Genomic DNA, 21,978 nt, shown 5'->3' with positions numbered 1-21,978 from the left:
GAAAGCCGAAAAATGTACTCGATCGGAGAGCTTTCCCGGCGAACCGGCGTCAAAGTGCCCACAATCCGGTTCTACGAAGACAAAGGGTTGCTGCCAAAGCCGGAAAGAACGGCTGGAAATCAGCGCCGGTATGACACTGCCGTATTAAATCGGTTGCAGTTCATTCGCCACGGGCGAGACCTTGGCCTGCCTTTGAGCGATATTGAGGCACTGTTATCCTTGGAAGGCGCGCATGGCGATGATTTGAACCGGGCACATGAAATCGCCGAACGTCAATTGGCGGATGTACGCGCGCGTATCGCCCAATTGGTCAGGCTTGAGGCGGAACTGACCCGTATCGCCTCGGCTTGTGACGGTGGGCACGACCATGTTTGCGCTGTGCTCCACACGTTCGGCGACCACAGCGCGTGCCTTGGGCCGCACGACGGCAAGGGATGATCAGACCAGCGCTGCTTTGATCTTGTCCGCATGCTGGGTGATCAGGTCGAAGTCACCCATCTTACCCGGAGGCCGCATGGCAACACCTTCCTGACGCGGCAGGATGTGGAAATGCAGGTGAAACACCTCTTGTCCGCCTGCGGCCTCGTTGAATTGCTGAACGGTGACTCCGTCTGCGTCAAACGCCTTGACCACAGCGTTCGCCAGCTTCTGCACGGTTGCAGTCACGGCAGCCAGTTGCGCAGGTGATGCGTCCAGCAGGTTCCGGCAGGGTGTTTTGGGGATCACCAACAGATGCCCGTCGGACCGCGGCATGATATCCATAAAGGCCAGCGTTTCGTCATCCTCGTACACGCGGGTCGCGGGAATTTCCCCGCGCAGGATCTTGGCAAAGATGTTGTCGGGATCGTAAGCGGCCATATCTTGTCTCCGGTTTCGGGAATTGGGGATAGTACTGCGACCCACACAACCGGGGGTCAAGGCGGAACTCTGCCACGCCGCACGAATGGGCAGAAGCGGACCCTTGAAATTTTGACAGCCATCGCCAGATAGGGCCTGACTGAGACCAAGAATTCGCGGGATTTCCTCCTGCCCGCGACAATTATTCTTGATCCAGATCAAACTCGGCCATTGAAGGTGCCCCCTTCGCCCTCTAAAACCAGCAGGAATCCCGCGCGCCAGAGAGGTCTGGCTGCGCGGTGCAGTTGCAACAGGAGGCACCTAAATGGCAGACGCAGCCATTCATGGTCACGAGCATGAAGATAATCGCGGATTCTTTACCCGCTGGTTCATGTCGACCAACCACAAGGACATTGGGATTCTGTACCTGATCGTCTCGGCACTTGCCGGTCTGATCTCGGTTCTGATGACCGTTTACATGCGGCTCGAGCTGATGCACCCCGGTGTGCAGTTCATGTGCCTGGAAGGCTTCATGGCCGACCCGTGTACCCCGAACGGACACCTGTGGAACGTGATGATCACCTACCATGGTGTTCTGATGATGTTCTTCGTTGTCATCCCGGCTCTTTTCGGCGGATTTGGAAACTATTTCATGCCGTTGCAGATCGGTGCGCCGGATATGGCGTTCCCGCGGATGAACAACCTGTCCTTCTGGCTGTACGTCGCCGGTACCTCGCTGGGCGTGGCTTCGTTGCTGAGCCCCGGTGGGAACGACCAGCTTGGTTCGGGTGTCGGATGGGTTCTATACCCGCCGCTGTCCACGACCGAGGGCGGCATGTCCATGGACCTTGCGATCTTCGCCGTACACGTATCGGGCGCCTCCTCGATCCTCGGCGCGATCAACATGATCACCACCTTCCTGAACATGCGTGCCCCTGGCATGACGCTGTTTAAGGTACCGCTATTCAGTTGGTCGATCTTCGTCACTTCGTGGCTGATTCTTCTGTCGCTGCCGGTTCTGGCCGGCGCGATCACCATGTTGCTGATGGACCGCAACTTTGGCTTCACCTTCTTTGACCCGGCAGGTGGCGGTGACCCGATCCTGTATCAGCACATCCTGTGGTTCTTTGGCCACCCGGAAGTGTACATCGTGATCCTGCCCGGCTTCGGCATCATCAGCCACGTGATTGCGACCTTCGCACGCAAGCCGATCTTCGGTTACCTGCCAATGGTCTGGGCGATTATCGCAATTGGCGTTCTGGGCTTCGTCGTATGGGCGCACCACATGTACACCGTTGGCATGTCGCTGCGTCAGCAGGCGTACTTCATGTTGGCCACAATGGTCATCGCGGTGCCGACAGGCGTCAAGGTCTTCTCGTGGATTGCCACAATGTGGGGCGGTTCCATCGAGTTCAAGACGCCGATGCTGTTTGCCTTCGGCTTCCTGTTCCTGTTCACCGTTGGTGGTGTGACCGGCGTTGTACTGTCGCAGGCGGGTATCGACCGTGCCTATCACGACACTTACTATGTCGTTGCGCACTTCCACTACGTGATGAGCTTGGGTGCCGTCTTTGCAATCTTTGCCGGTGTCTACTTCTACTTCTCAAAGATGACTGGTCGTCAGTACTCAGAGTTCTGGGGCAAGGTTCACTTCTGGCTGTTCTTCATCGGCGCCAACCTGACCTTCTTCCCACAGCACTTCCTGGGCCGTCAGGGCATGCCCCGCCGCTACATCGACTATCCTGAGGCTTTCGCCCAGTGGAACTTTGTATCGTCGATCGGTGCGTTCATTTCCTTCGCTTCGTTCCTGCTGTTTTTCGGCATCGTGATCTATGCCCTGCTGCGTGGCGCGAAAGAGACCCGTCCGAACCCTTGGAACGAATACGCGGACACGCTGGAATGGACCCTGCCCTCGCCGCCGCCTGAGCATACGTTCGAGCAGCTGCCAAAGCAGGAAGACTGGGACAAAGGCCACGCGCACTGATCCCGCAGTCCGATAAACCCATTAAAGCCCCGCCTTGAGCGGGGCTTTTTTGTGTCCGGTCTCTGCACCCTGTCCGGCACGTGCATAGACACATCCAGCATCATGGGAATAGTATTCAAAAACAGGAATTCGGGCGCCCCGGCGGAATACACGCAAACAATGATACTTCATGATGGCATTTCGATCAGAAAACTGCTCAAAGGTTCGGTCAGTTTTATCGGTATCGTTCTGGCCTGGATTTTACTGGTTCAGGTGGTCGATGAACTGACGCCGATTGATCTGATTTCGAATCCCAGCCCACCAGTAGCGATGTTGGGTTTGGCAGTGGCGTTTTTTCTGGGCTTCAAGAACACTTCCACCTATGGGCGCTGGACCGAAGCCCGCGGGGTTTGGGGTGATATCGCCAATACAAGCCGGGACTGGGGCAATACGATCAGTACCCTGGTCCAACCAAATGGCTCAGTGATTGAAGAAGACCTGCGCGATGAACTGATCGAGCGGCACATCGCCTGGATAAACATGCTGGCCTATCAGCTGCGCCAACCTGCAATTACCGGTCGCAAACGCAGGCCATGGATGTTCGGCCACAAGCCCGTATCAGGCCACGAAGACCTGCATCAAAATCCCGAAAGCTGGCGGAACAGTCAACTTGAGGCGGATTTGCCGCTGTTAGAGGACAAGACCAACCGCGCGACCTGTCTTATCAACCTGCAGGCCCGTCGTTTGTCAGACATGGCGCAACAGGGAAAGATCGACCCCTTCTGGCATGTCGCTGATGGATCGCTTATCCCGGTTTACGACGGCGCAAGGCCAGTGCGAGCGGATCAAAAACACTCCATTCCCGCGTCAGGTTGCCGAGGTCGGCCGCCTGTTCAGCTGGATATTCATTTTCCTGTTGCCTCTGGCCTTCAACGACGAACGTTCCATCATGGTGGGCACCGATGCTTCGATGATAAGAACAGTGCTGTTCGACTGGATGACCTTTGCCCCTGTCGGCGCGCTGGTTTGCTGGATCTTCTTTGTGACCGAGCGCGTCAGTGCCTCGATGGAGGATCCGTTCGAAAGGGATGTCACCGACGTGCCAATCTCGGCGCTGTGCCGAACAATCGAGATCGATATGCGTCAGGCGACGGGCTGCGGTGTTGCGCCCCAACTCGCGCAACCTGTCGAAAAAGCCCTATTTTGAACAACGTGCCACCACGCTGGTGAACCGCGTGTTTCAGGCAAAATTCGAAATTCCGACCATTTTAGGGTATGATAGGTGAAGGAACTCTGAGATCGGAGTGATTACATGCCCGAAATTGATTTTTGGTATTCCATTGGCAGCACCTACAGCTTCCTAACGATCATGCGGCTGGATGATTGGTGCGACGAACATGACGTTGCCGTAACTTGGCGGCCCTTCAACGTACGCACGGTCATGGCGGATCAGAAGAATATTCCCTTTGCAGGTAAACCTGTGAAGTCCGCATATATGTGGCGCGATATCGAACGTCGGGCCGCAAAATATCACATCCATGCCAAGCTGCCCGTACCCTACCCGATCTCGGACCTGGCGCTTGCCAATCAGGTTGCCTTGCTGGGTATGGGCGATGGCTGGGGTAAGAATTTCACGTTGGCCCTGTATCGCATTTGGTTCGAAGAAAACATCGAAGCCGGTAGCGAAACCGCGATCTCAGAAGCGCTGCACAGATGCCAGCAGGACCCGCGCCTGGTACTGTCCCGCGCTCGCAGCCCTGATACCGTGGCCGCACTTGAAGCGGAAACCGAACGGGCCGCCAAGCTGGGTGTTTTCGGCGCCCCCAGCCTTGTCGTCCGCGGCGAGGTTTTCTGGGGAGATGACCGACTGGACGACGCGCTGTCCTGGGTGCGTGTTGGCCACGTTGCGTAATCATTTCCCTTCGAAACGCCACAGCATTGCGCTACATTTCAGCCATGCCCTACCGATGGACAAAAACGTCTGAAACTGAACAGGAATTGCGCCTCTGGCCGCATAATTCACTGCCTCCACGCGGGGCGATGATCGTGATTCTGTCCGTGTTTCTGTTTGGACTGATCCCGCTGTTGGCAGTGCTTGGGTCGATCATCCTTTGGGGGCTTTTGCCTTTCCTGCTGATAACCGTTCTGGGACTGTGGCTTGCGATCCAGACCAACTATCGCGCGCGCAGCGTGTTCGAGATTCTGACACTGACTGGCACGCGGGCGCACCTCGTCCACCATGACCCGCGCAGCGGTCAGCAAGAATGGACCTGCAACCGCTATTGGGCTCGCCCCGAAATGCATAAACGCGGTGGGCCTGTCCCGAATTACGTGACACTGACCGGAGATGGGCGCGAAGTTGAAATCGGGTCATTTCTGTCCGAGGAAGAACGCATCGCGCTATACGACGACCTGATACAAAAACTGCGCGAACCGGTCGCGCAGTAAAAGCCGTTTCAGACTGAAAGAAGGATCAGCAACCGCCGCCTGTTGCCGCGCAAAGTTGATCTTTGACCATCGGCCCGACTTTGCCAAAATCCATCTGGCCGGTGTACCGGGTCTTAAGTTCTCCCATCACTTTGCCCATGTCGCGGATCGAACCCGCACCTGTCGCAGTGATTGCCGTTTGAATGGCCTTGGAAACCTCGTCATCGTCCAATTGCTTGGGCAGAAACTCCTCGATGACTTCAACCTCACGCAACTCGCGCTCGGCCAAATCCAGCCTTCCGCCTTCTTCATAGGCGCGCGCGCTTTCCTTGCGCTGTTTGGTCATTTTACCAAGAATTTCAAGGACCTCGGTATCGCCGCAGCCCTTGGCCTCTTCGTTTTCTGCAGCCCGCGAGGCAATATCGCGGTCCTTGATTGCGGCATTGATCAAGCGCAGCGTCGACAGACGCTCGGCATTCTTGTCTTTCATTGCTTGCTTCAGGGCTGAGTTCACCCGTGATCGCATATCCATATGTTCTGTCCATCCCCATGGAAAAGGAACCCTGACCATATCGAAACAAAAAGCGTGATACAACAGGGGGTGAATATCGCTAAGTAATTGATTTTCCACAGTAGCCCAAATTTTGAACAGACTTGACCCAGCGCCACAACCCCCTTAGGTATGCGCCGATTTACCCAGCAGGAGAGTCGCCCCATGGCCCAGAACGCCCCGTCCAAGCCCACCGCATGTCTGGCTTTGGCCGACGGAACATTGTTCTACGGGATGGGCTTCGGTGCCACCGGCCAAACCGTGGCCGAGTTGTGCTTTAACACTGCCATGACCGGATATCAGGAGATCATGACCGATCCCTCTTATGCCGGTCAGATCGTGACCTTTACTTTCCCCCATATCGGCAATGTCGGTGTAAACCCCGAGGATGACGAAACCGGAGACCCAGTTGCTGCCGGGATGGTGGTCAAATGGGACCCGACCGATGCGTCCAACTGGCGCGCAACTGAAGAGTTGAAGACCTGGCTGGCCAGCCGTGGCCGCATCGCTATCGGCGGTGTGGACACCCGCCGCCTGACGCGCGCCATCCGGCAGCAAGGCGCGCCGCATGTGGCGCTGGCCCATGACCCCGAGGGCAATTTCGACATCGCTGAGCTGATTGCCGCTGCGCGGGGTTTTGCTGGGCTTGAAGGCATGGATTTGGCCAAAGAGGTCACCTGCGCCCAAAGCTATCGCTGGGATGAGATGCGTTGGGCCTGGCCCGACGGATACACCCGTCAGGAAGCCCCCGTGCACAAGGTTGTCGCCATCGATTACGGTGCCAAGCGCAACATCTTGCGTTGCCTGGCGTCGGCTGGATGCGATGTAACCGTATTGCCCGCCACCGCGACAGCGGCCGAGGTACTGGCCCACAATCCTGACGGAGTATTCCTGTCCAACGGCCCCGGCGACCCTGCTGCAACGGGCGAATACGCCGTACCAATGATCAAAGAGGTTCTGGACACCACCGAACTGCCGGTCTTTGGCATCTGCCTTGGCCACCAAATGCTGGCGCTGGCGCTTGGCGGTCAGACCGTCAAGATGAACCACGGCCACCACGGCGCCAACCACCCGGTCAAGGATATGGACACTGGCAAGGTCGAGATCACCTCGATGAACCATGGCTTTGCGGTTGATGCACAATCCTTGCCCGACGGCGTGGTGGAAACGCACCGCTCGCTGTTTGACGGGTCAAACTGCGGTATCCGCATGACCGACCGTCCGGTTTACTCGGTACAGCACCACCCCGAGGCCTCGCCCGGCCCACAGGACAGTTATTATCTGTTTGAACGCTTTGCTGAGGCAATGGCAGCCCAGAAAGCACAGGCATAATAGCCAGTTCGATCATGGTTAACCTGGTGTTAACCTAAATTGCGCAACCCTGACGTCTGGTAACCGCGTCAGGGTTGTTTCATTATGGTCGAATTAAACCTGCAGCATTTCGCGCGTGCCGCACCGATCCCTGCGCAAGACCGTAAGCCATTGGGGGCGTGTCTGATTGATCGAGGTCTGATCACCCGGTTACAACTGGACGAGGCGTTGTTTCTGCAATCCTGGCAACAGGCACCGCTGGGCGAAATTCTGGTGGCCGAAGATTGGGTCACCCGTCAGGATATTCTCTGCGCGCTGTCCGAACAAACCGGTCTACAGATTGCCGATCTCAACAGTTCGCCCCCGCCCCTGGAACTGTGTCAATTTAAACCAGTTGAATTCTGGCTGAAACATAACGTCATTCCCTGGCGCCGCCTGGGTCCAATCCTGCTTGTGGCAACTGCGCGACCCGATCTGTTCCCCGCCGTGCGCAGCGGGTTTGAGGATGCCGGTTACACCGTCATGCCGGTACTCGCCGTTGCCGATCAGATCGACAACACTATCGCGCGCATTTACGCCTCTCCGCTTGCCCAATCGGCCGAGACGCGCGTGGAGCTGGATCAAAGCTGCCGATCATGGACCCCGAAATCTCGTATAGGACCCGCCCTTGCCCTAACAGGGCTTACGGGGCTGTTTGCTGCTTTCCCCATGACAGGGCTGACCGTTCTGGTCGCCGCCGCCGTGATCAGCCTGGTCCTGTTTTTGTGCCTGCGCCTTGCCGGGCTGCTGGCCTTTGTCTGGCATTCGGTAAAACACCGGCCCAAGGCAAACCCAGCAGCCCCGCCACAAGCGTTGCCTTGTGTGTCGATCATGGTGCCGCTTTATAAGGAACGTGAAATCGCCGATGCGCTCATTCATCGGTTGCAACGGCTTACTTACCCCAAGGCGCTACTGGACATTATTCTGGTGCTTGAGGAAGCCGACGAGGTAACACGCGCCACTCTTGCCCAGGTTGCTCTGCCCAGTTGGATCAGAACCGTCGAAGTGCCCGAGCTGAACGGTCTGACCACCAAACCCCGCGCCATGAACTATGCGCTGGATTTCTGCCGCGGCGATATTCTGGGTGTCTGGGATGCCGAGGACGCGCCGCAGCCTGATCAGATCGAACGTGTCGTCCGCCATTTCGCGCAGGCGGACGAAGATGTTGTCTGCTTGCAGGGCGTATTGGACTACTACAACCCTCGCACCAATTGGCGGTCCCGCTGTTTTACCATTGAATACAACAGCTGGTTTCGGGTCGTCCTTCAGGGCGTCGCGCGGCTTGGGCTTGTTGTGCCCTTGGGCGGAACCACGTTCTTTTTCCGCCGCGACAAGCTGTTGGAGTTGGGCGGCTGGGACGCCCACAACGTCACCGAGGACGCCGATCTTGGTGTGCGCCTTTCGCGCGCGGGCTATCGCACCGAAATGGTGGACACCGCCACCTATGAAGAGGCCAATTTCCGCGCCTGGCCCTGGGTACGACAAAGATCACGGTGGCTAAAAGGGTTCATGGTGACCTACCTGGTTCACATGCGGGCCCCCACGCGGCTGCTTCAAGATCTGGGGCTATTTCGGTTTTTAGGCGTGCAGGCCTTTTTCCTGGGAACTGTCGGGCAATTCCTGCTGGCACCGGTTCTGTGGCTGTTCTGGCTGACAAGCTTTGGTTTGGCCAGCCCATTAGACCCTATTCTCTCTGACGCCGTTCTGGCAGCACTGATCGGCCTTTTTCTAAGCGCCGAGATCACCAATATTGCAGTTGGCACCATCGCCGTTTCAGCGCGTGAAAGACGGTTTCTATTGCCATGGGTGCCGACCATGCCGCTGTATTTCCCATTGGGTGTTCTGGCGGCCTATAAAGCCTTATGGGAATTGGTGCTGAACCCGTTCTTCTGGGACAAAACGCAACATGGGCAGGCCAGTGAAGAAAGCCTGCCGCCCGCGTGATCAGTTCTCGCGCAGAACCGCGTCCTGTTTCAGCCGCGTCATGAACGCCACAGAAATGTGATCCTTGAGCGCGCGTGCCGCGGCCTCTTCGTCGCGCGCAGCGATGGCTTCGACAATTCCCTTATGTTCGCTCTGCGCAATCTCACCGCGCCCTTGCACCGCCAGCGACGTCGTGGCCATCAGCGCCATGGTGCGATGCACAAGATCCAGCTGCTGCACCAGATAGCGGTTGTGCGAGGCCAGATGTATCTGCTCGTGAAACCGGCGGTTCGCCCGAGACAAAGCCTGAGGGTCGTCGACCAGCGCGTCATCCTCGGTCACCATTTCCTGCAGCACTTTGATTTCTTCTTCGGTGGCGTGCTTTGCGGCCAGCTTGGCCGCTAACCCTTCCAACTCGCGTCGTACGACGTACAACTCGGCCATCTGGTTGTGGTTCAGCGAGGCCACGATCAGTGACCGCCCGTCCCGCTCCAAGAGGGATTGCGTTTCAAGTCGCTGCAGAGCTTCGCGAATAGGTGTGCGCGATACACCGAACCGTTCGGCAAGCTCGCTTTCGACCAGACGGTCGCCAGGCTTGTAAACGCCTACGTCGATCGCTTCGAGAATTAGGCTATAGGCGTCTTTGGACGGCTGTCTGGACTGGGGCATATGGTGGTTTGTCTCCTCGTTCGGATATGTCTATCCGTCACTTGCCCTGTGGATCAAGAGCAGCATTGAAAACCGTGCCTTTGCGGCCTAAACAAACCCCATGGTCAAACCAGCTTTTGCTCACGTCACCCAATGGGTGTTCGACCTCGACAACACGCTCTACCCGCCGCATATGCGCCTGTTCGATCAGATCGAGGTGTTGATGACGGATTACGTGGTACAGGCTATCGGCGTTGACCGGGCCGAAGCGGATCGGCTGCGCTCACATTACTGGCGGCAATACGGAACCACGCTGGCTGGGCTGATGGCCGAGCATGATCTGGACCCCGATCCCTATCTGCACGCCGTCCATCAGGTCGACATGAGCCACATGGACCCCGATGCCGAACTGGCCGATCACATCCAATCCCTGCCCGGTCGTCGGATCGTGTATACCAACGGCAGCGCGCCCTATGCAGAACGTGTACTTGAGGCACGCGGCCTCAACGGTCTGTTCGATGCGATCTACGGGGTCGAACACGCCGGTTATCGCCCCAAGCCCGAACAGGCAGCGTTTGAGGCGATCTTTGCGCAAGACGGAATCGATGCTGCGCAGGCCGCCATGTTCGAGGATGACCCGCGCAATCTGGCCGCCCCGCATGCAATGGGAATGCGCACCGTCCACGTCGCGCCCGAGCCGCACGAGGCGGACCATATCCACCATCACACAAACGATTTGACCGCCTTTCTGGCCCGCCTGCGATAGGCTGTCACACTGCGACGATCTGCACATTCTGCAGGTGCAAAATCGATCCTATATGCGCCTCAGCGACGAACAGAATCGGAGACCCCATGAGCGCGATCGAGATGCCTCGGCGCCTGCCTATTTGGCAGCGCCTGTTGTTTGCAATCCCCGTTTTCGGCTGGCTGGCCCGCGATGCCGCCAACGGAACGGCCGAGGATTGGTATTACACGGCAGCCGCCATTTTCAGCATGTGGGGATGTTCGGCGCTGCTCTTCGGTCTGCCAGGGCTATACATCCCGGCCGTCATGATGGTGCCGATGATGTTCATCTTGCTCATCCTGATCTCGCGCGGCTGACACACGGGACAGGATGTCACTTGGCACCGGCCTTGGAACCGAACTAGGTTCTGCCCAAGACTCGGAGACCAAGGCCATGACTGACAGCTGTGATATCCTGATTTCTGGCGGAGGAATCGCCGGACTGACCGCTGCGGCGGTCTTTGGAACTGCCGGGTTCGACGTGGTTTGCGTCGACCCCGCGCCACCGATTACCGAACGAGATGTGGACGGATCCGACCTGCGGACCACCGCCTTTTTGCAACCTGCGCATGGGTTGTTGGCGCAATGCGGGCTGTGGCAACGGCTGGACGAATACGCGGCACCCCTTCAGATCATGCGAATCGTGGATGCAGGAGGCGACGTTCCCGAACCGCGCGTAGTGCGCGATTTCAACGCTGCCGATATTTCGGACCAACCCTTTGGTTGGAACCTGCCCAACTGGTTGCTGCGGCGCGAGATGGTGACCCGCCTGGCCGAACTTCCCAATGTCGATTTCCGCCCCGGCACCGGTACCGTCAGCCTGTTTACGCGCACCGCCGAAGCCCGTGTGGGGCTGAGCGATGGCAGCCGTATACGCTGCAAGCTGGTGATCGCCGCAGACGGGCGCAATTCCCCGATGCGCGAGGCCGCGGGAATCAGCGTCCACACCACCCGGTATGGCCAAAAAGCACTGGCCTTTGCGGTCACACATCCGATTCCGCACGACAATGTCTCGACCGAGATTCACCGTTCCGGCGGGCCGTTCACTCTGGTCCCCCTGCCCGACTGGCAAGGACAGCCCTCATCGGCGATTGTGTGGATGGAGCGCGGCCCAAGGGTGGTTGAATTGCTAAACACCGACCCCGAGGCGTTCGAGACGCTGATGACCGAACGCTCTTGCGGGTTGTTCGGGCCGCTGAAACTGGCCTCGCGCCGGACGATCTGGCCGATCATCAGCCAGTCGGCAGAACGGCTGGCGGGCGAAAGGGTTGCCCTAATGGCCGAGGCTGCCCATGTGGTGCCCCCCATCGGCGCGCAGGGATTGAACATGTCACTGGGTGATCTGCGTACCTTGCTGGATCTGGCACAAGCACGACCCGAGGGTCTGGGCGATGCTCAGATGTTGGACGCTTATCACAAGGCCCGCCACACCGAAATCGAGATGCGCGTCAAAGGTATCGACCTGCTGAACCGCGCCTCGATGATCGAGGCGCGTCCACTGCGGGATGCACGGGCGATGGGGTTGAGCGCGCTCTATTCCCTACCGCCCGTACGAAAGACATTGATGCAGATGGGCCTCGGCGTACGCTGAGGCTCCGCAATCAAAGAACCTGATCCAGCACACGCTTGAGCCGCGCGATTGTGCCATCAACGTCATAAAGCTTGTCCAACCCGAACAGACCCAACCGGAACGTGCTGAACCCTTCGGGCTCATCACATTGCAGCGGAACACCTGCCGCGATCTGCATACCCAAAGCGGCAAATTTCTTGCCATTCTGAACTTCGGGGTCCGACGTGTAAGTGACCACAACCCCCGGCGCGCCGAACCCGTCTGCCGCGACCGAGATCAGCCCTTTGTCTTTCAGCATCGCCCGCACCCCGTTGCCCAAGGCCCACTGAGCGTCCCGCAACTTTTCAAAACCGTAATCACGGGTCTCGACCATGGTGTCCCGGAACGCTTGCAGCGCGTCGGTTGGCATGGTCGCGTGATACGCGTGCCCCCCGTTCTCATACGCCTGCATAATCTGCCGCCATTTCTTCAAATCCACAGCGAAACTGTCAGACGTTGTCTCCTCCAGTCGCGCTTCGGCCCGTTCGGACAGCATGACCAGACCGGCGCAAGGCGAGGCGCTCCACCCTTTCTGAGGGGCCGAAATCAGGACATCCACGCCGGTGGCCTTCATATCAATCCAGGCACAGCCCGAAGCGATGCAATCCAGCACCATCAATGCGCCAACCTCATGCGCGGCCTCCGCCATGGCTGTCACGTAATCATTCGGCAATATGAGGCCTGCGGATGTTTCCACATGCGGTGCAAATACGACATCGGGGCGTTGCTCGCGAATTGTTGACACCACCTCTTCAATCGGTGCCGGCGCAAATGGGGATGGGCTGGAGTTGCCGGTTTGCCGCGCCTTGAGTACGGTCGCCGATGCCGTCAAATCCGCAGATTCGATTATCTGGCTCCAACGATAAGAAAACCACCCGTTGCGCACGACCAGAACATTGGCGTTACGCGCGAATTGGCGCGCCACAGCTTCCATCCCATAAGTACCGCCACCAGGGATCACCGCAACGCCATCAGCGTTGTAAACATCACACAAGATGGACGAAATATCGCGCATGACAGTCTGAAACCGGGCTGACATGTGGTTCAGCGACCGATCCGTAAAAACAACCGAAAACTCTTCGAGCCCGTTCGGGTCGATACTTTCCAAAAGCGCGGGCATGATGTGTCCTTTCAAACTGTCCTTCAGAATTTTGAGGCCTTTTTCGAGAATGGTACAGCCCCAGTCTCGTGCTGATAATTGACGCAACGGAAGTCAAAATCCTAACAAAAAATTAACCACGAAAAGCTCTAATTGAACAACTCGTTGACGCCAAATAGTGTCACCACCCCTTTACACCCAGAGGTGTTTCTGAACAGATACATACACTTTGTACAAGAAAGGTATTGCTTCTCGTGACTGCTCAAAAGCGGATCAGTTTTCAGGTCGTACGTGACGAAGTTAAGCGGCGAATTGAAAGCCGGATTTGGCCACAAGGATCTCTGCTGCCGACAGAAACGCAGCTTGCTGAAGAATTCAATTGCGCGCGTGCAACGGTAAACCGCGCCCTGCGCGAGCTTTCCGAGCAAGGGTTCGTAGAACGCAAACGCAAAAGCGGCACGCGGGTAAAAAAGGAGCCCAGCAAACACGCCAAGCTGGAGTTTTCTCTGGCCCGTCAATCGGTTGAGAATCAAAACTCAATCTATCGCTATGCACTTGTTGAACGGAATGTCGTATCCAGCCCCGGTTGGCTGGCCTCGCAACTCAGCGTTTCGCCCGACGCGCGGGTGCTGCATGTGATCTGCATGCACTATGCGGACAACCGCCCCTTTCAGCTAGAGGAGCGCTGGATCAACATCGACACAGTACCTGACGTTGAGCATGCGGATCTCAACACGCGGGGCCCCCACGAGTGGCTGCTGAACGTTGCCCCCTTTACCGAGGCTGAGGTTGCATTCTGCGCAATTTCCGCCGACGGGAGACTGGCAGAATTCATGGGCACCACTGCTGGAACGTCGATGATTCAATTGGAACGCACTACTTGGAAAGATGGTGTTCCGATGACCTTTGCCCGGATGACGCATCACCCCGGCTATTGCATCCGTACCAAATATTGACCCGGTTTAGCCGATTGGGCCGGGCAAGCGCTCTTCGCTCAGCAATACGTTTGCCTCGACCTCACCCGCGCCGGGTAAGGTCATGATCCGCCGTCGCAGCACCCGTTCGAAATCGGACAGATCACGTGCAACTACCCTCAGGCGATAGTCGTAAAGACCCAACACATGTTCGACCGTCTGCACCTCGGGGATGGCGCTGACGGCGCGCTCAAAGTCTTCAAGGCTGACTTGTCCCTTGCGCGCCAGTTTGACGCCCAGAAACACGGTCACGCCGAACCCCAATGCCTCGGCATTCAGACGCAGGCGACGGCCCTTGATGACCCCTGCTGATTCCAGCCGGCGGATGCGCCGCCAGGTTGCCGGTTGGGACAACCCCAGCTTGCGCCCCAACGCCCCGGCGCTTTGCGTGGCATCCTGTACCAGCGCACGCAGGATGGTCCGGTCGGTTTCGTCCAGTTCGATCATACCGGCAACACCTCGTTCCGCTTGACCCGCGCGATATGCATCAGCGCTTCGATATCGGCTATGTGCGGCAGGGTAAGAATACGATCGCGATAGATTTGCTGATAGTGCGTCATGTCGCGTGCAATCACCGACAGCCTCACGTCCACACGCCCCAAAAACGTCTGAATTTCAATAACTTCGGAAACACTCCGCGCGGCAACAGTGAATTCGTCAAACGCGCGCGGCTGGGTTTTGTCCAGCGTCACGCGCAGTGAAACCTCGACCGCATATCCCATCGCCGGCCAATCAATGACAACCTCTTGCCCCAGAATGACACCCGAGGCCTGCATCTTTTCAACCCGGCGCCAGCACACTCCCTGACTGATCCCGCAACGCTCGGCCAATTCGGCCATGGTCAGGGTCGGTTCGGCCTGTAAGTGACGCAGAATGCGCCTGTCCATATCATCCAACATGATTTTTCCGGTTAAGTCAGATACCGCGCATAAATTTTCGCATTTCGCTTCAATAGTCGATTGTAAAGCGCTCGCCAATAGCTTTGGACCCTATTAGAACCGCAGCAACCGCATATGAAAGGACCGAAAACATGCGCGTCTATTACGATCGCGATTGCGATATCAACCTGATCAAAGACAAAAAAGTAGCGATCCTGGGCTATGGCTCGCAAGGTCACGCTCATGCGCTGAACCTGCGCGACTCGGGCGCCAAGAACCTGGTTGTCGCTCTGCGCGAAGGGTCGGCATCCGCCAAGAAAGCAGAAGCCGAAGGCCTGACCGTCATGGGCATCGCCGAAGCGGCGGCCTGGTGTGACGTCATCATGTTCACCATGCCCGACGAACTGCAGGCCGAAACCTACAAGAAATACGTGCATGACAACATCAAGCCGGGCTCGGCCATTGCCTTTGCCCACGGCCTGAACGTCCACTTTGGCCTGATCGAGCCGAAAGAAGGTGTCGACGTCATCATGATGGCCCCCAAAGGCCCCGGCCACACCGTGCGTGGCGAATACGTCAAAGGCGGCGGCGTACCCTGCCTGGTGGCCGTGGATAGCGACGCAACCGGCAAGGCGCTGGAAATCGGCCTGTCCTATTGCTCCGCCATCGGTGGCGGCCGTTCGGGCATCATTGAGACCAACTTCCGCGAAGAGTGCGAAACCGACCTGTTCGGCGAGCAGGCCGTTCTGTGCGGCGGTATCGTTGAGCTGATCCGCTGCGGTTTTGAGACTCTGGTCGAAGCGGGCTATGCGCCTGAAATGGCCTATTTCGAATGTCTGCACGAGACCAAGCTGATCGTTGATCTGATCTATGAAGGCGGCATCGCCAACATGGATTACTCGATCTCGAACACTGCGGAATATGGCCAGTACGTCACCGGCCCGCGCATTCTGCCCTATGAGCAGACCAAGAAGGCGATGAAAGAGACCCTGTCGGACATCCAAACCGGTAAGTTTGTGCGTGACTTCATGCTGGAAAACGCAGTTGGTCAGCCAACCATCAAAGCGTCCCGCCGCCACAATGACGAGCATCAGATCGAGCAAGTTGGCAAGAAACTGCGCGACATGATGCCGTGGATTTCTGCTGGCAAGCTGGTAGATCAGGAAAAGAACTGATCCTGAATGTTCTAATCGAAGGGGCGGCCAATCGGCCGCCCTTTTTCGTCACAACCGCTTTTGACCCCAAGGCGCAACATGGTTGATCAACCCACATCCCGCGATTGGAGCGGCGTGATCGCTTTAGGCCTCATATGGGGCGGCACGTTCATGGTCGTCGCAATGGCGCTTGAGGGATACGGGCCAGTGACAGTCGCTTCGGCGCGCACGACGCTGGGTGCCGTGACATTACTTGGGATGATGGCGTTGGCCGGTCGCAAGCTGCCGACGGGCGATCTGAACTTGTGGGGGTTCATCGCCATTATCGGTCTGCTGTCTACCGCCCTGCCCTTCATGTTGCTCAGCTGGGGGCAGCAATATGTGGCCTCGGCCTTTGCCGGGCTGTCGATGGCGGCAATTCCGCTGATGGTTCTGCCATTGGCCCATTTCTTTTCAGACGAGCCGCTGAATGCCCGCAGGTTCCTTGGAGTCTCACTGGGATTTTGCGGTGCATTGGTGTTGATCGGGCCGGGTTTGGCGCAGATCGGGCAAGGGGCTGAGCCGTTGGCGCAGCTGGCCTGCATCGGCGCGGCTTTGTGTTACTCCTGCGCGTCTATCTTCACACGGCGCTGCCCGCCGATTGACCCAGTAGTGCTGGCAGCGCTGTCGTTGGTGGTTGGCGCTGTTCTTTTGTTGCCGATCATGCTGGTGACCGAGGGCTTGCCACGCTGGGAAGGAACACGCCCCGGTCTAGCCATTGTAGCGCTAGGTTTGTTACCGACCGCCTTTGCCACCTTGCTGCGCGTGTCAATCATTCGCAGCGCCGGGTCCGTCTTTCTGACGCTGGTCAACTATCAAGTGCCAATCTGGTCGATGGTTTTCGGTGCCTGGATATTGTCCGAGGCCCTTCCCCTGCGCTTTTACATCGCGCTGACCATGATTTTGACCGGGCTGGCCATCAGTCAGTGGTTCAGCCTGCGAAAGATGCTGATCGGGCGTTAACCGGCGACCGCCTCGACCTCGGCCACGATACCGTCGACGACTTGTGTCAACAGGACATCATCCTCGCATTCTGCCATCACGCGGATCAGGGGTTCCGTCCCCGACTTGCGGATCAGCAGCCGGCCTTGCCCGTTCAGGCGCGCCTCGGCATCTGCAATGGCCGCTTTCACGGCGCTGGTTTCCAGTGGGGTTTGCCCCTCGCCGTAACGCACGTTTTTAAGCAGTTGTGGAACGGTTTCAAATTGTACCGACAGCTCGGACGCCTTGCGACCTGAATGCACCATCTCGGCCAGGAAATGCAGACCGGCCATTAGGCCGTCACCGGTGGTGGCATAATCGCTCATGACGATGTGGCCTGACTGCTCACCGCCCAAGTTGAACCCGCCTTCGCGCATCCTTTCGACGACATAGCGGTCACCAACGGCTGTTCGTTCCAGACGCAGCCCTTGCGCGGCAAGGTGCCGTTCCAACCCAAGATTCGACATGACCGTCGCAACCAGCGCGCCGCCTTCAAGACGATCCGCCTTGGCCCAACAGGTCGCCAGCAACGCCATTAGCTGATCTCCGTCAGCCACCTGCCCGTTTTCGTCAACCATCACCACGCGGTCGGCGTCACCGTCCAGACAGATACCCACATCCGCGCCGTGCGCGACAACCGTCTCGGCCGCCAGCTGAGGTTTGGTCGAGCCGCAATTCAGGTTGATATTCTTACCGTTTGGCGCGATTCCGACCGGAATGACATCTGCCCCAAGCTCCCACAAAACCTCGGGCGCCGTGCGGTGGGCCGCGCCGTTGGCGCAATCGACCACTACTTTCAGCCCGTCCAGACGCAGATCGCGGGACAGCGAGGATTTTACCCGCTCACCATATCGGAACCGCGCATCATCCACCCGCCGGGCACGGCCAATGTTCTGTGCTTGCGCCGGTTTGACACCCTCTTCGATCAGACGTTCAATCTCCAGCTCAGCCTGATCGGACAGCTTGTACCCGTCGGGGCCAAAGAACTTGATACCGTTATCCTCAGCCGGGTTGTGACTGGCCGAAATCATCACCCCCAGATCCGCGCGCATCGAGCGGGTCATCAACCCTACCGCCGGTGTCGGTACAGGACCCAACAGCAGCACGTTCATCCCTGTCGAGGTCAACCCAGCAGTCAGCGCGTTTTCCAGCATATACCCGGACAAGCGCGTATCCTTGCCGATCACCACCCGGTGCGCACCGGATCGATCGCGACGGAAATACCGCCCCACGGCAGCCCCAATGCGCAAGGCCATTTCGGCCGTAATCGGATGAGTATTGGCGGTGCCCCGCACCCCATCGGTTCCGAACAGCTTGCGCATTGTCTAACTCCGTAGTTACTCGTCTAGGACGGGATTACCGGACGGCGGCCCACAGACGCAAGGCCTGAGCGGTTTGAGCCACGTCATGAACACGCACGATCTGCATGCCTTGCGACAATCCGGCCAGTGCTACAGCGATTGATCCCGGCGCGCGGGCATCCTTGCGCGGCTCTTGCCCGATTTGCCCGATAAAGCCCTTGCGCGAGACGCCCAGCAGAACCGGGCATCCCAAGCCATGGAAAAGGCTAAGATTTTTCAACAATGTCAAATTATGCGTCTGGGTTTTACCGAACCCGATACCCGGATCGACCAATATCTGATCGCGGCTCAGCCCAATCTGCTCCAGCTTTTCAACCTGACCTTCAAGGAAATCATAAACGTCCAGCGACACGTCATCATATTGCGGATCGTCCTGCATCACAGTTGGATCGCCCTGCATATGCATCACACAGACAGGCGCGTTAACCTCGGCGCAGAACGGCGCGAGCTGCGGATCAAAGGTAAAGCCCGATACGTCATTGATCAGCCCCGCACCCGTCGTCCACGCAGCCCGCGCCACGCTGGCCTTGCGGGTATCGATGGAAATCAGGGCGCTCGTCTTGGCGCGAATGGCTTCGATCAGGGGTTGCGTCCGGGCGATTTCCTCATCCTCTGGCACATAGGTAGCCCCCGGTCGGGTCGATTCACCGCCGATATCCAGAATACTGGCACCATGCTCCACCATCCGCTCAGCAGCGGACACTGCCGTTTCAACCGAGTTGTGCACCCCGCCGTCCGAGAAGCTATCGGGCGTGGCGTTGAGAATTCCCATGATCTGTGGGCGATCAATCGCCACACCAGCAATCTCTGCGCGTGGGCGCGTCAGACGGTTCAGTGCATCGGCTGGAATATCCCGCGCCGTGACAATCGTCGGCGCATCCGTGCGGGACAGCCGTTCTGCATGTGTGAACCACAATTCCTGCCCGGCAAGAGAAACCGCCCCGTCCGGGCGTGCAGCCCCGTGCTGCACCAGCGGTCGAAAATACGCAGTCACAGTTGCGCCTGATCCACTGGAATAGCGCGCAGAGGCGTCTTTGGAGCGTTCGGCAAGGCACCGCCGATCACCATCATTTCGCTGGCTTCAAAAGTGGCCGCAAACCAGGCCGCCAGGGCAACAGCGTCCGAAGGCGCCGCCGAAGGGCCATCAACCGCATCCAGCACAATCTTTGATGGGGCCCAGACACAAATCTGCCCATTCTTCATTGCCCAATCCAATTCCGTCCGCGTCGACACCACCACACAGCGATGATCCCGTGCGGCCAGAACCCAGGCGTTTTGCTCGATAGCCAGCAGATCAATCCGGCGTTGGGTCATCGCGTGACCAGTCTGTGGCAGCGTCAGTTCCGATGCGCCAACACACAGGATCAGCGGGCGCTGACGGTTCTCCAACTGATCAATCCATCCCGTCAGGTTGGCGGATGAAATGGCCTCGTTCGACAGGAATACCAACCGCGGATGGGGGCGTTCTTCTTCGACCACATCGTGATGGAGCGTGTCCTTGCCGCGCACGATTTCGACACCCAGCGCGCCCGGACCTCGGTCAAGTTTTTCGATGCGAACAAAAGCTCTTACAGCCTGAGGTTCAAGCAAAATGCGCTCTGCCACGCGATCCGCCAACGTCTCAAGCAGGTTCAGACGTTCAGCGGCCAGCTCATGGGCAATCGCCTCGGTCACTCGGTCGTATGACAGAATGCGATCAACATCATCGTCAATCGGATCGGTCAGCGGCCGAACCTCTACAACAATGTTGAAGCAGATACGCTGTGTGGTGCCACGTTCGGCCTGAAAGGCACCGATCTCAACTTCAACGGTATGATCCCTGAGCGAGATGCGATCCAGCGGGCCGCGCGTCGCGGTCGCTTCTGACCGTTCAGACGGGTGCGCAAAGGCAAGGCGGATTTCAGAGCTCATTCGGCGAACCTTTTCGGGCTTGGTAAACTAGTCTACCAAATTTATAGGATGCGCGCGCATATAGCATCGCAACAAACGCCATTCTAGTCGTTGATTGCGGCGTCAGGTTACGCGAAACCAGCTCATCATCCCGGATGCGGCGTGCCCCAGCATATGGCAATGCAGCAACCAGTCGCCCGGATTGTCGGCCACAAGGGCGATTTCACGGGTTTGTCCGCGCTCCACCAGCACCGTATCGCGCCATGGGCCAAGGCTGCCGTCGGGCAGGATTAGCCGAAAATGGTGCCCATGTAGGTGCATAGCATGCGGAAAAGCGGTTTCGTTGACGAACTCGATCCGGTGGGTACTACCGCGCGGCGCATCCAGAAAAGGGTCCAACGGGCGTTCAGCATACCCGTTCAAAGCCCAGAACCGGCCCAATTGCGCCAATTCGCGGCCAGAAAGCTGCGTGTCGCCAAGCTGCGCGGATTCCAGCCACCGCATCGCACCACCCTGCAACGTCATCCGATGAACCGGGGCGCCGTCCAACACCACCTGTGCCAATGGATTCGGGGGCAAGGGCACAACGCCTGACCGGGCAGTCGTTGCCGAATTACCGGAAACCGGGAACCGCACCAGACCAAAGCCCCCGTCCCGCTCGCGACTGATCAGCCCGGCGACGGTGTCAGATTCCGCTGTTACGTCCACAATCAAGTCCGCGCGTTGAGCCGGGGCGAGTGGAAAACCGTCCTCAACCTCTAACGGGCTTTCAAGGGGCATTCCGTCCAGCGCAACGATCCATCCTGCCACCCCATCCAGAGCCAGATCGTAGATTCGCGCGTTAGAGGCATTGATCAGCCGCAGGCGCAAACGCTCGTGGCGGCGCGCGGGAAAAACAGGATCAAACTGGCCGTTGACCGAGATCAAGTTCCCCAACCGCCCGGCATGGCTTTGATCATGACCGTTGTCGAAATCCTCAACGATATGTCCGGTGTCTGGGTCCAGTCGCCAATCGTCCAGCATCAGTGTCAGGTCTTGGTCGACATCTGGCCCTGTAGCCTCTTCAACGATCAGCGGGCCGTATAAGCCGCGCGCCACCTGCTCGACCGAGCGGTTATGCGCGTGATACCAATAGGTTCCCGCGTCCGGGACGACAAAGTCATAATCGAACCCCTCGCCCGGTGCGATCACATCTTGCGTCAGGCCCGGCACACCGTCCATCGCGTTGTCGATCCGGATGCCATGCCAGTGCACTGTTGTTGGCTGAGGCAGCTCGTTCACCAACCTGCGCTGAACCCGCGCGCCCTGAGGCAAACGGATTTCGGCACCAGGTACACCACCGCCATAGGACCAAACAGGCGTTTTGGGAAAACCATTCGGGGCGATCTGCTGCATCGCGGTCTGTGCGATCAGATCAGAGCTTGATGCGCGGGCCGAGTCTGGCAGTACCGCCAGTGCGGCTGCTGATTGCAGAAATTGTCTGCGTGTAAACGTCATTGCGGGCCTCCTGGC

The 21,978-nt window shown here is 58.2% G+C and carries 23 protein-coding genes and 1 pseudogene; 14 read left to right on the top strand and 10 right to left on the bottom strand.

What is annotated here, in order from left to right:
- Positions 1-12 precede the first annotated feature (12 nt).
- The gene (locus tag ACR0JB_RS03170) at positions 13-438 is read left to right on the top strand and encodes a MerR family transcriptional regulator (protein WP_170393605.1); all 426 of its coding nucleotides are present in this window, start codon (positions 13-15) and stop codon (positions 436-438) included.
- On the opposite strand, the gene ACR0JB_RS03165 is transcribed toward ACR0JB_RS03170, so the two are convergent.
- On the bottom strand, positions 439-858 hold the full coding sequence (locus ACR0JB_RS03165) for an HIT family protein (protein ID WP_170393603.1): 420 nt from the start codon (positions 856-858) through the stop codon (positions 439-441).
- Positions 859-1,162: 304 nt separating this feature from the next.
- Here ACR0JB_RS03165 and ctaD point away from each other — a divergent pair, with 304 nt between their 5' ends.
- The 5 genes and pseudogenes from ctaD (at position 1,163) to ACR0JB_RS03140 (ending at position 5,248) form a co-directional block, all read left to right on the top strand.
- Entirely contained in the window at positions 1,163-2,821 is a 1,659-nt protein-coding gene (gene ctaD, locus ACR0JB_RS03160; protein ID WP_170348353.1) for a cytochrome c oxidase subunit I, read from the top strand.
- Positions 2,822-2,923: 102 nt separating this feature from the next.
- Positions 2,924-3,571 (top strand): annotated as a pseudogene (locus ACR0JB_RS03155) (bestrophin family protein); the annotation flags it as partial.
- A 25-nt stretch (positions 3,572-3,596) separates the two neighbouring features.
- Positions 3,597-4,007, top strand: coding sequence for a bestrophin family protein (locus tag ACR0JB_RS03150; RefSeq protein ID WP_170393601.1), 411 nt, complete (start codon positions 3,597-3,599; stop codon positions 4,005-4,007).
- Positions 4,008-4,112: 105 nt separating this feature from the next.
- Entirely contained in the window at positions 4,113-4,712 is a 600-nt protein-coding gene (locus ACR0JB_RS03145) for a 2-hydroxychromene-2-carboxylate isomerase (protein ID WP_170348351.1), read from the top strand.
- A gap of 44 nt (positions 4,713-4,756) precedes the next feature.
- On the top strand, positions 4,757-5,248 hold the full coding sequence (locus ACR0JB_RS03140; RefSeq protein ID WP_170374822.1) for a DUF2244 domain-containing protein: 492 nt from the start codon (positions 4,757-4,759) through the stop codon (positions 5,246-5,248).
- A 25-nt stretch (positions 5,249-5,273) separates the two neighbouring features.
- On the opposite strand, the gene ACR0JB_RS03135 is transcribed toward ACR0JB_RS03140, so the two are convergent.
- Positions 5,274-5,759: a GatB/YqeY domain-containing protein gene (locus ACR0JB_RS03135; protein ID WP_170348349.1), complete on the bottom strand. Its 486-nt coding sequence runs from the start codon at positions 5,757-5,759 to the stop codon at positions 5,274-5,276.
- 183 nt (positions 5,760-5,942) lie between these two features.
- On the opposite strand from ACR0JB_RS03135, the gene carA reads away from it, so the two are divergent.
- Together carA and ACR0JB_RS03125 are read left to right on the top strand one after the other, a co-directional pair.
- Positions 5,943-7,109, top strand: a complete 1,167-nt coding sequence (gene carA, locus ACR0JB_RS03130; protein WP_480789673.1) for a glutamine-hydrolyzing carbamoyl-phosphate synthase small subunit — start codon at positions 5,943-5,945, stop codon at positions 7,107-7,109.
- 84 nt (positions 7,110-7,193) lie between these two features.
- Entirely contained in the window at positions 7,194-9,071 is a 1,878-nt protein-coding gene (locus ACR0JB_RS03125) for a glycosyltransferase (protein ID WP_170393599.1), read from the top strand.
- On the opposite strand, the gene ACR0JB_RS03120 is transcribed toward ACR0JB_RS03125, so the two are convergent.
- Complete coding sequence (locus ACR0JB_RS03120; RefSeq protein WP_170348346.1) at positions 9,072-9,719, bottom strand: GntR family transcriptional regulator; 648 nt, start codon at positions 9,717-9,719, stop codon at positions 9,072-9,074. It abuts the gene before it with no gap.
- 100 nt (positions 9,720-9,819) lie between these two features.
- Between ACR0JB_RS03120 and ACR0JB_RS03115 the strand changes: the two genes are divergently transcribed.
- From ACR0JB_RS03115 to ACR0JB_RS03105, 3 genes are all read left to right on the top strand, one after another.
- On the top strand, positions 9,820-10,464 hold the full coding sequence (locus ACR0JB_RS03115; RefSeq protein WP_170357894.1) for a pyrimidine 5'-nucleotidase: 645 nt from the start codon (positions 9,820-9,822) through the stop codon (positions 10,462-10,464).
- Between the two features lie 86 nt (positions 10,465-10,550).
- The gene (locus tag ACR0JB_RS03110) at positions 10,551-10,799 is read left to right on the top strand and encodes a hypothetical protein (protein WP_170348344.1); all 249 of its coding nucleotides are present in this window, start codon (positions 10,551-10,553) and stop codon (positions 10,797-10,799) included.
- A 76-nt stretch (positions 10,800-10,875) separates the two neighbouring features.
- A complete protein-coding gene (locus ACR0JB_RS03105) occupies positions 10,876-12,072 on the top strand; it encodes a UbiH/UbiF family hydroxylase (protein WP_170393597.1) in 1,197 nt (398 codons plus the stop codon).
- A 10-nt stretch (positions 12,073-12,082) separates the two neighbouring features.
- Here ACR0JB_RS03105 and ACR0JB_RS03100 read toward each other — a convergent pair whose 3' ends face one another.
- Positions 12,083-13,210, bottom strand: a complete 1,128-nt coding sequence (locus ACR0JB_RS03100) for an aminotransferase class V-fold PLP-dependent enzyme (protein ID WP_480789672.1) — start codon at positions 13,208-13,210, stop codon at positions 12,083-12,085.
- A 233-nt stretch (positions 13,211-13,443) separates the two neighbouring features.
- On the opposite strand from ACR0JB_RS03100, the gene ACR0JB_RS03095 reads away from it, so the two are divergent.
- Positions 13,444-14,145: a GntR family transcriptional regulator gene (locus tag ACR0JB_RS03095; RefSeq protein ID WP_480789671.1), complete on the top strand. Its 702-nt coding sequence runs from the start codon at positions 13,444-13,446 to the stop codon at positions 14,143-14,145.
- 6 nt (positions 14,146-14,151) lie between these two features.
- Here the strand turns inward: ACR0JB_RS03095 and ACR0JB_RS03090 are convergent, their stop codons facing one another.
- Together ACR0JB_RS03090 and ACR0JB_RS03085 are read right to left on the bottom strand one after the other, a co-directional pair.
- Entirely contained in the window at positions 14,152-14,610 is a 459-nt protein-coding gene (locus tag ACR0JB_RS03090) for an Lrp/AsnC family transcriptional regulator (RefSeq protein WP_170374819.1), read from the bottom strand.
- Positions 14,607-15,062, bottom strand: coding sequence for an Lrp/AsnC family transcriptional regulator (locus tag ACR0JB_RS03085; protein WP_170348339.1), 456 nt, complete (start codon positions 15,060-15,062; stop codon positions 14,607-14,609). Before ACR0JB_RS03085 ends, ACR0JB_RS03090 begins: the two co-directional genes overlap by 4 nt.
- A 92-nt stretch (positions 15,063-15,154) precedes the next feature.
- Here ACR0JB_RS03085 and ilvC point away from each other — a divergent pair, with 92 nt between their 5' ends.
- Both ilvC and ACR0JB_RS03075 read left to right on the top strand, forming a co-directional pair.
- Positions 15,155-16,216, top strand: coding sequence for a ketol-acid reductoisomerase (gene ilvC / locus ACR0JB_RS03080; protein ID WP_480789795.1), 1,062 nt, complete (start codon positions 15,155-15,157; stop codon positions 16,214-16,216).
- Between the two features lie 78 nt (positions 16,217-16,294).
- A complete protein-coding gene (locus ACR0JB_RS03075) occupies positions 16,295-17,197 on the top strand; it encodes a DMT family transporter (RefSeq protein ID WP_170393589.1) in 903 nt (300 codons plus the stop codon).
- Here ACR0JB_RS03075 and glmM read toward each other — a convergent pair.
- From glmM to ACR0JB_RS03055, 4 genes are all read right to left on the bottom strand, one after another.
- Positions 17,194-18,537, bottom strand: coding sequence for a phosphoglucosamine mutase (gene glmM, locus ACR0JB_RS03070; protein ID WP_480644928.1), 1,344 nt, complete (start codon positions 18,535-18,537; stop codon positions 17,194-17,196). The genes ACR0JB_RS03075 and glmM overlap by 4 nt on opposite strands.
- A 34-nt stretch (positions 18,538-18,571) precedes the next feature.
- On the bottom strand, positions 18,572-19,570 hold the full coding sequence (folP, locus tag ACR0JB_RS03065) for a dihydropteroate synthase (protein ID WP_170504971.1): 999 nt from the start codon (positions 19,568-19,570) through the stop codon (positions 18,572-18,574).
- Positions 19,567-20,487 (bottom strand): dihydroneopterin aldolase, encoded by a 921-nt coding sequence (locus tag ACR0JB_RS03060; protein ID WP_170357874.1) that lies wholly within the window; start codon positions 20,485-20,487, stop codon positions 19,567-19,569. Before ACR0JB_RS03060 ends, folP begins: the two co-directional genes overlap by 4 nt.
- 102 nt (positions 20,488-20,589) lie before the next feature.
- The gene (locus ACR0JB_RS03055; protein ID WP_170393585.1) at positions 20,590-21,963 is read right to left on the bottom strand and encodes a multicopper oxidase family protein; all 1,374 of its coding nucleotides are present in this window, start codon (positions 21,961-21,963) and stop codon (positions 20,590-20,592) included.
- Between the last annotated feature and the right edge of the window lie 15 nt (positions 21,964-21,978).

It is taken from the genome of Ruegeria sp. BI7 (assembly GCF_056537925.1).
This window is presented reverse-complemented; position numbering and strand designations above follow the sequence as displayed.